Below are 13,204 nucleotides of genomic sequence, written 5' to 3' on the forward strand. Positions count from 1 at the left end.
AGGCGAGCCCCGTTTTGGCGACCGTCACCACCGTCACCCCGTCCGTCAAGGTCCCCGGCCCCCGCCCGGCCGCGTCCGCTCCCACCGTCACCGACCCCGCGCTGGTGAAGCGCGCCGTCAAGGCGGCGGCACTGGGCAACGCCATGGAGTGGTTCGACTTCGGCGTCTACAGCTACATCGCGGTGACCCTCGGGAAGGTCTTCTTCCCGTCCGGAAACCCGACCGCGCAGTTGCTGTCGACGTTCGGCGCCTTCGCCGCGGCCTTCCTGGTCCGCCCGCTGGGCGGCATGGTCTTCGGCCCGCTCGGCGACCGCGTGGGCCGCCAGAAGGTCCTCGCCCTCACCATGATCATGATGGCGGCGGGCACCTTCGCGATCGGCCTGATCCCCTCCTACGCGGCGATCGGCGTGGGCGCGCCGATCCTGCTCCTCGCCGCCCGCCTGGTGCAGGGCTTCTCCACCGGCGGCGAGTACGCGGGCGCGTCCACGTTCATCGCCGAGTACGCGCCGGACAAGCGGCGCGGCTTCTTCGGCAGCTGGCTGGAGTTCGGCACGCTGGCCGGCTACATCGGCGGCGCGGGCCTGGTGACGCTCATGACGGCGCTGCTCTCTCCCCACGACCTGACGTCCTGGGGCTGGCGCGTCCCGTTCCTGATCGCGGGCCCGATGGGCATCGTCGGCCTCTACCTGCGGATGCGCCTGGAGGAGACCCCCGCGTTCGCGGCCGAGATGGCCAAGGCCGAGAAGTCCCGGCCCAAGGTCCCCCTCCGGGAGATGATCACGGGTCAGTGGAAGGCCCTGCTCCTGTGCATGGCCCTGGTCCTGGTCTTCAACGTCACGGACTACATGCTGCTGTCGTACATGCCGAGCTACCTGACCAGCGAGCTGAAGTACGACGAGACGCACGGCCTCCTCGTGGTCCTCGGCGTGATGGTGCTGATGATGATCGTCCAGCCGTTCGCCGGAGCGCTCACCGACCGGGTGGGGCGCCGCCCGGTCATCGCCGCGGGCTGTGCGGGCTTCCTCGCCCTGTCCGTCCCGGCCCTGCTGCTGATCCGCCAGGGCAGCCTGCTCGCCGTCGCCCTCGGCATGGGCGCCCTGGGCCTGCTCCTGGTCTGCTTCACCGCGGCGATGCCGGCGGCCCTGCCGGCTCTCTTCCCGACCCGGGTGCGCTACGGCTCGCTGTCGATCGGCTTCAACGTCTCGGTCTCCCTCTTCGGCGGCACCACCCCGCTGGTGGTGACGGCCCTGATCGGGATGACCGGCAACATGATGATGCCCGCGTACTACATGATGGCGGCGGCCGTGATCGGCGGCTTCGCGGCCTGGCGCATGTCGGAGACGGCCGGAAAGCCCCTGCCGGGCTCGGCACCCGCCGTGGAGGAGAGCGCCTGAGCCGCACCCGCGAGGGGCTGTCCCTCGCGGGGCAGCCCCTCGCGGGACGCGGGCTGTATCGACGTGCGGCTCCGCCACGGGGCGCGCCCAGCCCCCACCGGCCCGCACCCGCCCCGTACGTCGCGCAGCGCCGTACGTCGCCGTCGGACTCGCCCCCGCCCGCCGGGACGCCGATGGAACGCTGACTAGTGCTATCCAGGTAGCTGCAAGCGCGCAGCTACCCGAACAGGCGAAAGGCAGCGGACGCATGAGCGGCTCTCAGCTCTGGGACGACGTCGACTTCTACTTCACCAGCCATCTGTCACCGGACGACGAGGCACTCCAGGCGGCCCTGCGCGAGAGCGAGGCGAACGAGCTGCCGCACGTCAACGTCACCGCCAACCAGGGCAAGCTGCTCCAGCTCCTCGCCCAGATCCAGGACGCCCACACCATCCTCGAGATCGGCACCCTCGGCGGCTACAGCACCATCTGGCTGGCCCGCGCCCTGCCCGCCGACGGCAGGCTGATCTCGCTCGAGTACAGCGCCCGGCACGCCGAGGTGGCGGTCCGCAACATCGCCCGCGCCGGACTCGACCGGCTGGTCGAGGTGCGGGTCGGCCCGGCCCTGGAGTCGCTGCCCAAGCTCGCCGACGAGAACCCGGCCCCCTTCGACCTGGTCTTCATCGACGCCGACAAGGCCAACAACCCGCACTACGTCGAGTGGGCGCTGCGGCTCACCCGGGCCGGCAGCCTCATCGTCGTCGACAACGTGGTGCGCGGCGGCCGGGTGGTGGACGCCGACAGCGCCGAGCCCGACGTGGTCGGCACCCGCGCCGCGATCGAACTGATCGCCGCCCACCCACGCCTGAGCGGCACGGCGATCCAGACGGTCGGCAGCAAGGGCTACGACGGCTTCGCCCTGGCCCGTGTCCTGGCGTGAGCGCCCGTATCAACCCTCGTGGTAGAAGCCCACGTTGACGCTGCGCGGGGCGGTGCGGTCCCGGACGACGATCTCGCCGGAGCCGCCCCGGGGCAGTGCGACCGTGCCGCCGTAGGTGATGGCCTGGGCGTACTCCCCCACCTTCAGCAGCACCTCGGAGGAGGGGTCCGCCTGGGAGCCGCGCAGCCAGGTGACCTGCCAGCCGCCCTCGGCGCCGCACAGGAACTCCAGGTGCACCCGGGAGACGAACAGCCAGTCGTCGGGCGTGGCGAGCCGGCAGGCGGCGGCGTCGCGGCCCACCCGCAGCACGGCGCCCGGGTCGCTCGGCGCGTCGGCCATCAGCATTCCGGCCGTCTCGCCCGTCTCCCCGGATACGGAGGCCATGGTGAGTTCGAGCACGTGCGTTCCCCCTGCGCGGTTCCTGTGATCTTCCCCGAGACCCCTGCTGGATCTCGGCCGCATGATAAAACGCCCGGCGGATCGGCGTCCGGCACAATGGAGTCATGACCGAGCGAAAGCCACCCGGGGTGCCGTTCGAGTCCTGGGTCGACAAACAGATCCACGACGCCCAGCGGCGCGGGGAGTTCGATCGACTGCCGGGCGCGGGCGAGCCGTTGCCCGCGGTCATGGACACGCCCTACGACGAACTGTGGTGGGTCAAGCGGAAGATGGCCCGCGAGGGGCTCGCGCTGCTGCCACCGACGCTCGCGCTGCGCAAGGAGGCCGAGGACGCGCTCGCGGCGGCTTACGCGGCGCCCTCGGAGCGGATCGTCCGGAAGATCATCACAGAGGTCAACGTCAAGATCCGCGACATGATGTTCAAGCCGCCGCCCGGGCCCCCGCTGGGCAGGAAGCCGTACGACGTCGAGGAGGTCGTACGCGCGTGGCGGGAGCGCCGGGCGGCGGCGGGTACGGCGGAACCGGACCCGAAGGGATGACTCATATGTGCAGCAGCCGGTCGGCGAGTTCGCGGTAGTCGCGCAGGGCCAGCCGGAGCTGCTCGGTGTCGGACGTGCCGGGCTGGTCCCCGCCGGCCGACTGCCAGCTGCCGCGCAGGGTACGGCGGCGCCGGTCGATGGCCTCGGTGAAGCGGGCGGTGAGTTCCTCGACGGCCCGGTCGGCCTCCTCGACGGCAGCACGCGGCTCGTCGACGAACCCGGCGACGGCCTGGTGCAGCCGCCGCTCCAACTGCCCGCACTCCTCGTTCGGCAGCAACTGCCCGCCGCCACCGCCCACGCCCGACTCCCGCCCGGCGACGGTCCGGCTCCCCACGGCGGACGCGCCGTCCACGGCCGTCCCACCGCTCGCCGCGGACTCCCGCCCGACGGCGGTCCCACTCCCCGTGGCGGGCTCGCCGCTCGGTGCGGACTGGCCGCCCATGACCGCCCCACGCCCCGCGGCCGTCCCGGTGCCGGTCGAGTCGCGGCCGGTCGAGTCGCGTCCGGTGTCGTTCTCGTGGCCCGGGCCCTCGCCGGCCACCAGGACGCCCTGTCCGGGCGCCTCGGTGTCGTCGGCGCCGCCCGCGCGCGACGGTGCCGTCTCCTCCTGTCCGGGGGTGACACCGCTGACGGAGGCGTCGCCCCAGTCGGTGGTCTTCCCCTCACGCCCCGGCAGCTGCTCCTCGCCGGGGTACACGTCGCCACCCGTCGGACGACGGCCCGGTCCTGTCTTCGCGTCGGTCATGTCGGTCAGCTCTCCTTCGGACGGCTCCGGTCCGCGGACCAGGGCACTTGGGCGCCGGTGTCGGCCCCGACACCGGCACGGTGGCGGCCGTGCTCACCGGTCGACGAGGTCACCAGGTCCTCGAAGAGGGCACGGGCCTCGATCATGGCCTTGCGCATCTCCTCGGTGCCCGCCTGCGTCTGCGGGGCCCCGCCCACGGGCGCCACGGCGGCGCGGTGGACGCGGCGGTAGCCGTCGACGTGGTCGGCGTGGTGCACGGAGAGCGCGGCGACCTGCTCCTCGTACGCGGCGCCGGCCGGGAAGCCCCGGGCGGCCGCCACCTCGGCGAGCAGCCGGTCGATCTCGGTCACGGACTCCCGGGGCGAGTCGACGAAATGCTCCTGTGCGGCCGTCCAGCGGGCGGCGTAACGCTCGCGCTCCGCCGGTTCCAGGGGCCGCTCGTGCAGGCTGCCGTGGCGCTGCACCCGCTCGGCCAGCTCCCGCTCGGCTGCCTTGGTGTCGCCGCCGTGCTGGGCCACGGTCCGTTCGTACTCGGGGCCGAAGCGCCGCTTCAGACCGCCCGCGCCGCTGCTCCTGGACCGCAGCGTCAGAACGGCCGCGGCTACGACCACGGCGGCCACGATCACGATCGCGATGATCAAGCCTGTGGACATCATTGCCTTCCGGTGTCTCGGCCCGACGGGCCGGCTCGACCATTCGGGTGACCCGGACCGCGCCTCGCAAACAGCTGTCAAAGAATCCGGCCCGAGGGTCGGGGGCGGTGCGCCGGTTCTCGTCGCGGCGGCCGAGGCCGCGGCCCGCGGGGGTACCTGCGGCTCGGCCACACCGAGACCGGGCGGCGCGACGACGACGTCCACGCCGAGCACCGGTTCCGTCAAGGCCTCGTCAACCGACCTGGCGGGCCGCCGGGTCATGGGGCTGTTCGCGTTCGGTGCCGCAGAGTTCGTCGGTCAGTTCGCGTACCAGGCGGTCCAGGTCGGTGGGGCGGTCCGGGCCCCACCAGTCGCCGAGGAGTTCGGCCAGGGACTCCTCGCGGGCCCCGGCGAGTCGCTCCGCGGTCTCCCGGCCCCGCTCGGTCAGCGTCAGGTCGAGGCCCAGGCGGTCGACGAGACGCCGCTCCTCCAGCTGGCGGGCGCCCGCCAGCACCACGGTCAGCGGGACGGCCCCGCGCTCGGCGAGCTGCCCCGGCTCCACCGAGCCGTACTTGCGGATCCGCAGCAGCAGCCAGCCGGCCGCGGGCAGCAGGTCCACCCCGGCCCGCTCGTTGATCTTCCGGTACACCTCCCGGCGCCCCTCGCGCGTCCCGAGCAGCGACAGGGCACGGCAGCACTCCTCGTACGACGATCGCTGGACCGGGTTGGGCGGGAGGGTCTCCGAGGCGTCCGGCGCGGTGACCGAGCCGCGCAGCCGGTCCTCCTTCAGGAACCAGGCGAGGACGAAGCCGAGGGCGGCCACCGGCGCGGCGTACAGGAAGACGTCGGTGATCGAGGACGCGTACGCGTGCAGGGCCGCCGGGCGCAGCGCGGGCGGCAGGACGGCGATGCCGCGCGGGTCCGCCTTGAGGGCGCCCGGGGAGACGCCGGGGGGCAGCCGCACGCCCCGGAAGGCGTCGGCCAGTTTGCCGGCGAGGCGGCTCGCGAACACGGAACCGAAGACGGCGACGCCGAAGGACGCGCCGATCGAACGGAAGAAGGTGGCGCCGGAGGTGGCGACGCCCAGATCCTCGTACGAGACGGAGTTCTGCACGATCAGCACCAGCACCTGCATGACCAGGCCGAGGCCGAGGCCGAAGACGAAGAAGCAGGTGCTCATCCGGACGGTCGAGCTGTGCTCGTCGAGCCGGTGGAGCAGCAGCAGTCCGATGGTGGTCACGGCGGTGCCGGCCACCGGGAACACCTTCCAGCGGCCGGTGCGGCTGACGATCTGGCCGGACAGCGTGGACGACAGCAGCAGACCGACCACCATCGGCAGCATGTGCACGCCCGACAGGGTCGGCGAGATGCCGTGCACGACCTGGAGGAACGTCGGCAGATAGGTCAGCGCGCCGAACATCGCGAAGCCGACGATGAAACTGATCAGCGCGGCGAGCGTGAAGGTGCGGATGCCGAAGAGCCCGAGCGGGAGCACGGGTTCCGCGGCCCGCCGCTCCACGGCGACGAACGCGACGGCGAGGACCACCCCGAGCACCGCGAGCCCGATGATCCGCGCCGATCCCCACGCCCAGCTCGTCCCGCCCAGCGAGGCGACCAGCACCAGGCAGGTGGCGACGGCGGCGATCAGGACGGTGCCGAGGTAGTCGATGACGTGGCGGGCGGTGCGGCGCGGCAGGTGCAGCGCGGCGGCGATCACGACGAGCGCGACGACGCCGACGGGCAGGTTGACGTAGAACACCCAGCGCCAGCTGAGCTGCTCGGTGAGCACCCCGCCGAGCAGCGGACCGAGCACGCTGGTCGCTCCGAAGACGGCACCGAACAGGCCCTGGTAGCGGCCGCGTTCACGCGGCGGGACGAGGTCTCCCACGATCGCCATCGACAGCACCATGAGCCCGCCGCCGCCGAGCCCCTGCAACGCGCGGAAGCCGATCAGCTCGCCCATGTTCTGCGCCATCCCGCACAGCGCCGACCCGATCAGGAAGATCACGATCGCGAGCTGGTAGAGCCGCTTGCGCCCGTACTGGTCGCCGAGCTTGCCCCACAGCGGGGTGGCCGCGGTGGAGGCCAGCAGGTAGGCGGTGACCACCCAGGACAGGTGCTCCAGGCCGCCGAGGTCGCTGACGATCGTCGGCAGCGCGGTGGACACGATGGTCTGGTCGAGCGCGGCCAGCAGCAGACCGAGCAGCAGGGCACCGATCGGGACGAGCACACCGCCGGGGACGCGCTCCGCTTCCTGCGCCGTCGCGTGTGTGGTGTCCACGGCCATGGAGACCTCCCGGGGTTCCGTCAACCATTGTCCATCGTGGCCGGTGTCACCCGTTATGGCCCGTCGAGCCCTGTTCGCGACGCGTTGAGAAGGGGGGTTCCTGCGAACGTACGTGTGGGTGCTCCGCATAATTCGTGGAGTTTGCAAGGGGAGGGACCTACGCCGTGACGGAGACACCCGAGGGCCGCCTGTGCCCGGAGTGCGGGACGCCGAGGCGGCCGGACGGCTCACCCTCCTGCGACTGCAACCAGCGGACGTCCGACGCGTTGCGCGCCGCCCGTTCGGCCGAACAGGCGGCGGCGGAGGACTTCGACCCGCTGCGGATACGGCCGTACATCGACCTCGAAGGCGGCGCGGGGGCCACCGGGGCCGCCGAAGGCGCGGAGACCGTGCCGGTGCCGGTGCCGTCAGGGGAGCCGACGGTGCCGATGCGGGCGGTGACGGCCGTCGAAGCGGAGGAGGCGGCGGCGTACGACGCGACGCCCGACGTGCCCGCTCCGGAGGAACGGCCCCGCCGGGGTGCACGGCGGACCCTGCTGCTGTCCGTCGCCGGGGCGGTGGTGGCGGTCCTCGCCGTGGCCGGGTCCGTGAGCGGACTCTTCTCCCAGCTGACGCCCACGCGGGACGGGGCGGGGCCGGAGGACGTCCGGGAGAGCGTGCCGGACGTGACGCCCGGGTCGCCCTCGGCCACGGCGCCGCCGACCCCGACGGCGTCCGCGACCTCGGCGGCACCGTCCGTGTCGGCGAGCGCCGTCGCCTCGGCGGCGCCGTCCGCCACCTCGTCCGGTGCGAGGCCGTCCCCCACCGCGTCCCGCTCGGCCACGCCGACCGGGTCGGCGCCGGCGACCGGCGCGCCGGCGTCCCCGCAGCCGTCGGCACCGGCGGTGCTGCGCCCCGGCGACAGCGGCGCCGGTGTCACGGAGCTCCAGCTCCGGCTGAAGCAGGTGGGGCTCTGGTCGGGGGACGCCTCCGGCGAGTACGACAGCAGGACCGAGAGCGGGGTCCGCACGTACCAGGTGACGCGGGGCGTCCTGACCGACGAGTCGGGGGTGTACGGGACGGCCACCCGGGCGAAGCTGGAGGCGGAGACCACGAAGCCGTAGGAACCGGTCTCGATCGCGGACGGGCGCGGGCCGGTGGGGACTGGTCGCGCCCACGCGGCGGCCTCACATCGACACGGCCCCGCGCCCCCCGGGGGGTGTCCTCGCAGCCGGCTTCAGGGTCGACGCCGGGAAGGGGCGCGGGGAACTGCGCGCTCAGCCACCGCCCACCCGCGCCCGACAGCCAACCCCGTCCCCCTGGGGCCCTAGCCGACGTGCAGCCGGAGCAAGCCGTCGCCCAGGGCCTCGACCCGTACCTCCGTGAGGTCCCGCACCACCGCGTCCGGCCCGTGTGCCGCCGCTCGGGGGCCGACCCCCACCACGCGCATCCCGGCCGCGCGCCCCGCCGCGATCCCCGCGGCCGAGTCCTCGAACACCACGCAGTCCGCCGGGGCGACGCCCAGTTCGGCCGCCCCCTTCAGGAAGCCCTCGGGGTCCGGCTTGCTCGCGCCCACCGACTCCGCCGTGACCCGCACCTCGGGCAGCGGCAGCCCGGCGGCGGCCATCCGGGCCGTCGCCAGCGGCACGTCCGCCGAGGTGACCAGCGCGTGCGGCAGCCCGGCCAGCGAGGCGAGGAAGGCCGCCGCGCCCGGGATCTCCACCACGCCGTCGGTGTCGGCCGTCTCCTCCGCGAGCATCCGCTCGTTGTCCGCGAGGTTCTGCCGCACCGGCCGGTCCGGCAGCAGCAGCGCCATGGAGGCGTGCCCCTGCCGCCCGTGGACCACCTTCATGACCTCGTCGCCGTCCAGCCCGTGCCGCTCGGACCAGCTCCGCCAGATGCGTTCGACGACGGCGTCGGAGTTGACGAGGGTGCCGTCCATGTCGAGCAGGAGGGCGCGGGCGGTGAGGACGGTGGCCGTCATCGAAACAGCTCCTAAACAGGCCGGGAGAACGGGCCGGAAGGCGGGTCGGGAGAAACGGCCGGGCAGGGACAAGGCGGCCCCGCCCGCCGGTCAGGGAAAACGGACGGGAGCCACTTTGTTTCTCCACGGTACAAAACAGAACGGCCTCCCGCCACCACCTTCGCCGGCCGTTCACCGACACTTCAGCCCCGCGGGGCCGGCGTCCGGCTCAGCCGGCGACCGCCTCCCACAGGCTCCACACGCCGAGGGCCAGCATCAGCACGGCGGCGATCTGCGTGATCAGCCGCAGCGGCACCTTCTTCATCAGCGCCTTGCCGCCGACGATGCCCAGTCCGGCCACCGCCCACAGACCGAGCACCGCGCCGAGGCCGACGGACAGCGGATCGTCGTAGCGCGCGGCGAGGTTCGCCGTCATGATCTGCGTGAGGTCGCCGAACTCCGCGACCAGGATGAGCATGAAGCCGGTACCGGCGACCTTCCAGAAGGACTGGTCGGCGGGCTTGCGGATCTCCTCGTCCTCCTCGCCCTTCTTCATCAGCAGCACGGCCGCGCCGCCGAGGAAGAGCACACCGGTGATCGCGTGCACGATCTGCTGCGGCAGGAGGGTCAGCACGCTGCCGGCCGCGACGGCGAGGACGACGTGCAGCAGGAAGGCGGCGGCGACGCCTGCGAAGACGTACGACGCCCGGTAGCGCGTGCCCAGGACCAGACCGGCGAGCGCGGTCTTGTCGGGCAGTTCGGCGAGGAAGATGACGCCGAAGACGAGCGCCGTCACGGTGATGCTGATCAAGGGTCCTCAATCGGTCGGGGCCGCCACCCCGCCGAGAGCACCGCGCTTCGCAGACGACCACCTCGGCAGGGCAGCGCACACGGTCACCCCTGCCGTACGGCACGGGCGTGCACTGCTTGCCGAAGGTCTCGCTGGCGGCCCCCTGATCGAGGTCGCCTCCGGGCGCCGGCTCAGACTCGCTGAGCAGTATGTCGACGGTCCGGCGAAGAGCTACTCCCCTTCAACGCCGACCACAGTACGCGACCCTCCGGCCGATCCCCAAGGCCGGAGCCGGGACCTGTGAGTCAGGTCGCACTCCTTGTCGTGTCATGAACACGTCACTAACTTCTTACCGAACGCTCACCCCACGGCAACGCGACGGCGCGAGCATTCCCTCGCCCGCGCCCCACCACCCCACCCCCACCAGGGAGTTCGCATGGCCCGCAGCTCAACGTTCTACGCGCGTCGACGAGTCAGCATACTCGCGGCTCTTACCGGGCTCATAGCCTCTGCCGCCCTCTTCGACTCCCCGAGCGCCTCCGCCGCCCTGCCCACCCCGGTCAGCGCCGCCACCGCCCGCTCCTACCTCGCCTCGCTGACCGTCGCCGCCGAGAACCGCACCGGCTACAGCCGCGACCTCTTCCCGACCTGGGACACCATCAGCGGCACCTGCAACACCCGGGAGTGGATCCTCAAGCGCGACGGCACGAACGTCGTCACCAACTCCGCCTGCACCGCCACCAGCGGCAGCTGGTACTCCCCCTACGACGGCGCCACCTGGACCGCCGCCTCCGACGTCGACATCGACCACCTCGTCCCGCTCGCCGAGGCCTGGGACTCCGGCGCGAGCAAGTGGACCACCGCCCAGCGCGAGGCGCTCGCCAACGACGTCACCCGCCCCCAGCTGCTCGCCGTCACGGACAACGTCAACCAGTCCAAGGGCGACAAGGACCCCGCCGAGTGGATGCCCTCGCTCACGTCCTACCGCTGCACCTACGTCCGCGCCTGGGTCCAGGTGAAGTACTACTACAACCTCTCCGTCGACTCCGCCGAGAAGAGCGCGCTCACCAGCTACCTCTCCGCCTGCTGAGCCCGCCTGCTGAGCGCCGGAACCTCCCCGCCCTCCCCCGTCGTTCCGTACCGTACGGGGCGACGGAGGAGGGGACTGTGGCCGGACTGCGCCTGGGACCGCTGCTGAGGTACACCGACGGCTCGTCGGCGACGATCTGGGTCGAGACGAGCCGTCCCTGCACCGCCGAGGTGCGCTGCGCCGACGGCGCCCACGGCACCGCCCGCACCTTCCAGGTGGCGGGCCACCACTACGCCCTCGTCCCGGTCACCGGACTGACCCCGGGGACCTCGCCGTCGTACGAGGTCCTGCTCGACGGCGCCCGGGTGTGGCCGCCGCCCGACTCCCGCTTCCCGCCCTCGCAGATCCGCACACCCGCCGCCGGCGAGGCCCTGCGGGTGACCTTCGGCTCCTGCCGCTGGGCCGCGCCCCCGGCCGACGGCGACGACCCGGTCGGCCCCGACGCCCTAGACAGCCTGGCCGTCCGCGTCGCCGCCGGCGGCGAACGGCCCGACGTGCTGCTGCTGTTGGGCGACCAGGTGTACGCCGACGAGACCTCGGCGGCCACCCGCCGCTGGCTCGGCGCCCGACGCGACCTCGAGGACGCCCCCGGCGCCGAGGTCGCGGACTACGAGGAGTACACCCGTCTCTACCACGAGTCCTGGCTGGACCCCGAGGTCCGCTGGCTGCTGTCCACCGTCCCCACCTGCATGGTCTTCGACGACCACGACGTGATCGACGACTGGAACACCTCCGCCGCCTGGCTGGCCGGCATGCGCGCCACCCCCTGGTGGCAGGAGCGGCTGCTGAGCGGGCTGATGTCGTACTGGGTGCACCAGCACCTCGGCAACCTCTCCCCTGCCGCCCTGGCCGCCGACCCCCTCTACACCGTCGTCCTCGGCTCCCCCGACGGCACCGACGCGCTGCGCGCCTTCGCCGCCGGGGCCGACGCCGACCCGGCCTCGGTGCGCTGGAGCTACCGGCGGGACTTCGGGCGGGTGCGGCTGCTGATGGTGGACACCCGGGCGGCCCGCGTCCTCGACGAGCAGCACCGCGCCATGATCAACCCCGGGGAGAGCGCGTGGCTGCGCGAACAGGCGCTCACCGACCGGGAGTCGTACGACCACCTCCTGGTCGGCACCTCGTTGCCCTGGCTGCTGCCGCACCTCGTACACGACCTGGAGACCTGGGACGCGGCCCTGTGCCGGGGCGAACGCGGCCCGCGCTGGGCACGGTTCGGGGAGCGGCTGCGCCGGGCGGCCGATCTGGAGCACTGGGCGGCCTTCCCGGCCTCGTTCGCCGAGCTGGCCGACCTGTTCGCCCGCACCGGCTCCGGACCCGCGGCCCCCGCCTCCGTCTGCGTGCTCTCCGGGGACGTCCACCACGCGTACGTCGCCGAACCCGCGTGGCCCGCCGGTACGGCGCCCGGCTCCCGGGTGCTGCAACTCACCTGCTCCCCGGTCCACAACTCGGTGCCGCCGACGATCCGGTTCGGCTTCCGGTTCGGCTGGAGCGCCCTGGCCCGCTTCCTCGGCCGGCGGCTGACCCGGCACGGACGCTGCCCGCGACCTCCGGTGAGCTGGCGCAAGCAGGGCGGCCCCTGGTTCGGCAACCAGCTCATGACCCTGACCCTGCACGGCCGTTCGGCCCGGCTGCGACTGGAGCGGGCCCGGCGCGACGGCACCCTGGCGACCGTGCGGGAGTCCGTCCTCACGGAGTGAGGCGGCCGCGGACGGCACCGGACTCATAACTCTTTGCGGATCCCCCAAGTCCCTGGGGACACTCCTGTCACCGCCCCGCGTACGCTGTATGGCTGTCGTCGGGGGGCGCAACAGGCAATCAAGCGGGGGAACCGTCGTGTGGGAAAGCATGGGGTCACTGGAGGCCGGGCCATGGATATACGCCATGGTGGCCCTCTCCGTGCTGCTTGATGTGTTCCTGCCGGTACTGCCGAGCGGGGTGCTGGTCATCACCGCGGCCACGGCGGCGGCGGCCGGCACCGGAGCGTCCGCCGGACAGGTCCCGCACGCCGTGCCCGACATCCTGGCGCTGACCTTCTGCGCGGCCGTCGCCTCGGTCCTCGGCGACTTCGTCGCCTACCGGCTCGCCTGGCGCGGCGGGGCCCGCCTGGACCGCGCGATCGCCCGCTCCCGGCGGCTGAGCAGCGCGCAGGAACGTCTCGGTGAGGCCCTGTCCCGGGGTGGTGGCGCGCTGGTGGTGCTGGCCCGGTTCGCGCCGGCCGGCCGCTCGCTCGTCTCCCTCGGCGCCGGCGCCGCCCACCGCCGCGTCCGCGACTTCCTCCCCTGGTCCGCCCTCGCTGGCCTGAGCTGGGCGGTCTACAGCGTCGCCCTCGGCTACCTGGGCGCCCAGTGGCTGGGCGCGACCTGGGTGGCGACGGCGGTGTCGGTGGCGGCACTGTTCGGGGCGGGCGCGGGCGCGGGATACCTGATGCGAAGACGCGGCCCGGTCACCTAGTGCTGTGACCGGA

13 protein-coding genes are annotated in these 13,204 nt (G+C 73.1%); 7 read left to right on the top strand and 6 right to left on the bottom strand.

Going from position 1 to position 13,204, the window contains the following annotated elements:
* Positions 1-14 precede the first annotated feature (14 nt).
* Together AB0958_RS22230 and AB0958_RS22235 are read left to right on the top strand one after the other, a co-directional pair.
* Positions 15-1,394: an MFS transporter gene (locus tag AB0958_RS22230; protein WP_366892187.1), complete on the top strand. Its 1,380-nt coding sequence runs from the start codon at positions 15-17 to the stop codon at positions 1,392-1,394.
* Positions 1,395-1,641: 247 nt separating this feature from the next.
* Positions 1,642-2,313 carry an O-methyltransferase gene (locus tag AB0958_RS22235; RefSeq protein ID WP_366892188.1) on the top strand — a complete coding sequence of 224 codons (672 nt, stop codon included), beginning with the start codon at positions 1,642-1,644 and terminating at the stop codon, positions 2,311-2,313.
* Between the two features lie 9 nt (positions 2,314-2,322).
* Here AB0958_RS22235 and AB0958_RS22240 read toward each other — a convergent pair whose 3' ends face one another.
* Positions 2,323-2,712 (bottom strand): hypothetical protein, encoded by a 390-nt coding sequence (locus AB0958_RS22240; protein ID WP_366892189.1) that lies wholly within the window; start codon positions 2,710-2,712, stop codon positions 2,323-2,325.
* A 104-nt stretch (positions 2,713-2,816) separates the two neighbouring features.
* Here AB0958_RS22240 and AB0958_RS22245 point away from each other — a divergent pair, with 104 nt between their 5' ends.
* Positions 2,817-3,251: a DUF1992 domain-containing protein gene (locus AB0958_RS22245; protein WP_366892190.1), complete on the top strand. Its 435-nt coding sequence runs from the start codon at positions 2,817-2,819 to the stop codon at positions 3,249-3,251.
* Position 3,252: 1 nt separating this feature from the next.
* Here AB0958_RS22245 and AB0958_RS22250 read toward each other — a convergent pair whose 3' ends face one another.
* The 3 genes from AB0958_RS22250 to AB0958_RS22260 form a co-directional block, all read right to left on the bottom strand.
* Positions 3,253-3,996 carry a hypothetical protein gene (locus AB0958_RS22250; protein WP_366892191.1) on the bottom strand — a complete coding sequence of 248 codons (744 nt, stop codon included), beginning with the start codon at positions 3,994-3,996 and terminating at the stop codon, positions 3,253-3,255.
* Positions 3,997-4,001: 5 nt separating this feature from the next.
* Complete coding sequence (locus AB0958_RS22255; protein ID WP_366892231.1) at positions 4,002-4,649, bottom strand: hypothetical protein; 648 nt, start codon at positions 4,647-4,649, stop codon at positions 4,002-4,004.
* Positions 4,650-4,881: 232 nt separating this feature from the next.
* Positions 4,882-6,915 carry an MDR family MFS transporter gene (locus AB0958_RS22260; RefSeq protein ID WP_366892232.1) on the bottom strand — a complete coding sequence of 678 codons (2,034 nt, stop codon included), beginning with the start codon at positions 6,913-6,915 and terminating at the stop codon, positions 4,882-4,884.
* A 164-nt stretch (positions 6,916-7,079) separates the two neighbouring features.
* Between AB0958_RS22260 and AB0958_RS22265 the strand changes: the two genes are divergently transcribed.
* Positions 7,080-8,018 (top strand): peptidoglycan-binding protein, encoded by a 939-nt coding sequence (locus AB0958_RS22265; protein ID WP_366892192.1) that lies wholly within the window; start codon positions 7,080-7,082, stop codon positions 8,016-8,018.
* A gap of 203 nt (positions 8,019-8,221) precedes the next feature.
* Here AB0958_RS22265 and AB0958_RS22270 read toward each other — a convergent pair whose 3' ends face one another.
* Entirely contained in the window at positions 8,222-8,878 is a 657-nt protein-coding gene (locus tag AB0958_RS22270) for an HAD-IA family hydrolase (RefSeq protein ID WP_366892193.1), read from the bottom strand.
* 208 nt (positions 8,879-9,086) lie between these two features.
* Positions 9,087-9,668 (bottom strand): TMEM165/GDT1 family protein, encoded by a 582-nt coding sequence (locus AB0958_RS22275; protein ID WP_366892194.1) that lies wholly within the window; start codon positions 9,666-9,668, stop codon positions 9,087-9,089.
* 415 nt (positions 9,669-10,083) lie between these two features.
* Here AB0958_RS22275 and AB0958_RS22280 point away from each other — a divergent pair, with 415 nt between their 5' ends.
* The 3 genes from AB0958_RS22280 to AB0958_RS22290 all read left to right on the top strand — a co-directional run bounded on the left by AB0958_RS22280 (position 10,084) and on the right by AB0958_RS22290 (position 13,191).
* Positions 10,084-10,737: an HNH endonuclease family protein gene (locus tag AB0958_RS22280; protein WP_366892195.1), complete on the top strand. Its 654-nt coding sequence runs from the start codon at positions 10,084-10,086 to the stop codon at positions 10,735-10,737.
* Between the two features lie 77 nt (positions 10,738-10,814).
* On the top strand, positions 10,815-12,437 hold the full coding sequence (locus AB0958_RS22285; protein ID WP_366892196.1) for an alkaline phosphatase D family protein: 1,623 nt from the start codon (positions 10,815-10,817) through the stop codon (positions 12,435-12,437).
* A gap of 136 nt (positions 12,438-12,573) precedes the next feature.
* Entirely contained in the window at positions 12,574-13,191 is a 618-nt protein-coding gene (locus AB0958_RS22290; RefSeq protein ID WP_366892197.1) for a VTT domain-containing protein, read from the top strand.
* Positions 13,192-13,204 lie beyond the last annotated feature (13 nt).

Origin of the sequence: Streptomyces sp. NPDC006655, from assembly GCF_040703965.1 — a bacterium.
In the GTDB taxonomy this organism is placed as follows: Bacteria; Actinomycetota; Actinomycetes; order Streptomycetales; family Streptomycetaceae; genus Streptomyces.

What these genes read in the sequence shown, in the direction of transcription:
- AB0958_RS22235 (WP_366892188.1), top strand. Translation starts at nt 1,642, where the DNA reads ATGAGCGGCTCTCAGCTCTGGGACGACGTCGACTTCTACTTCACCAGC.
- AB0958_RS22245 (WP_366892190.1), top strand. Translation starts at nt 2,817, where the DNA reads ATGACCGAGCGAAAGCCACCCGGGGTGCCGTTCGAGTCCTGGGTCGAC.
- AB0958_RS22250 (WP_366892191.1), bottom strand. Translation starts at nt 3,996, where the DNA reads ATGACCGACGCGAAGACAGGACCGGGCCGTCGTCCGACGGGTGGCGAC.
- AB0958_RS22255 (WP_366892231.1), bottom strand. Translation starts at nt 4,649, where the DNA reads ATGTCCACAGGCTTGATCATCGCGATCGTGATCGTGGCCGCCGTGGTC.
- AB0958_RS22260 (WP_366892232.1), bottom strand. Translation starts at nt 6,915, where the DNA reads ATGGCCGTGGACACCACACACGCGACGGCGCAGGAAGCGGAGCGCGTC.
- AB0958_RS22270 (WP_366892193.1), bottom strand. Translation starts at nt 8,878, where the DNA reads ATGACGGCCACCGTCCTCACCGCCCGCGCCCTCCTGCTCGACATGGAC.
- AB0958_RS22280 (WP_366892195.1), top strand. Translation starts at nt 10,084, where the DNA reads ATGGCCCGCAGCTCAACGTTCTACGCGCGTCGACGAGTCAGCATACTC.